We start from the raw sequence: 222 nt of genomic DNA, 5'->3' as shown, positions 1-222 counted from the left end.
CCGGCCGAGGCTCCGGCCGCCGCCCCGGCGCCCGGTGCCCCCGCTCCGCTGCCGACCCGGCCCAAGGGCGGGCAGCCGAGCGCCCCGCAGTCCGAGGAGAAGCCGACCAGCGACTGGTTCGCGCCCCGCAAGTCCCCGGCCGCGAAAGGCGGTCCGGGCACCGGCCCCGCCAACGGATCCGGCCCGGCGGACGGTTCCGGTCCGGCCGGCGGCCCCGGCGGT

The 222-nt window shown here is 82.4% G+C and carries 1 pseudogene; it reads left to right on the top strand.

Going from position 1 to position 222, the window contains the following annotated elements:
- Nucleotides 1-222, top strand: a pseudogene (locus tag G3I53_RS33355) (hypothetical protein); the annotation flags it as partial.

This window comes from Streptomyces sp. SID14436 (assembly GCF_010548465.1).
GTDB lineage: Bacteria > Actinomycetota > Actinomycetes > Streptomycetales > Streptomycetaceae > Streptomyces.
Note: the sequence above shows the minus strand (reverse complement) of the source record. Positions and strands in the feature narration are given on the sequence as shown.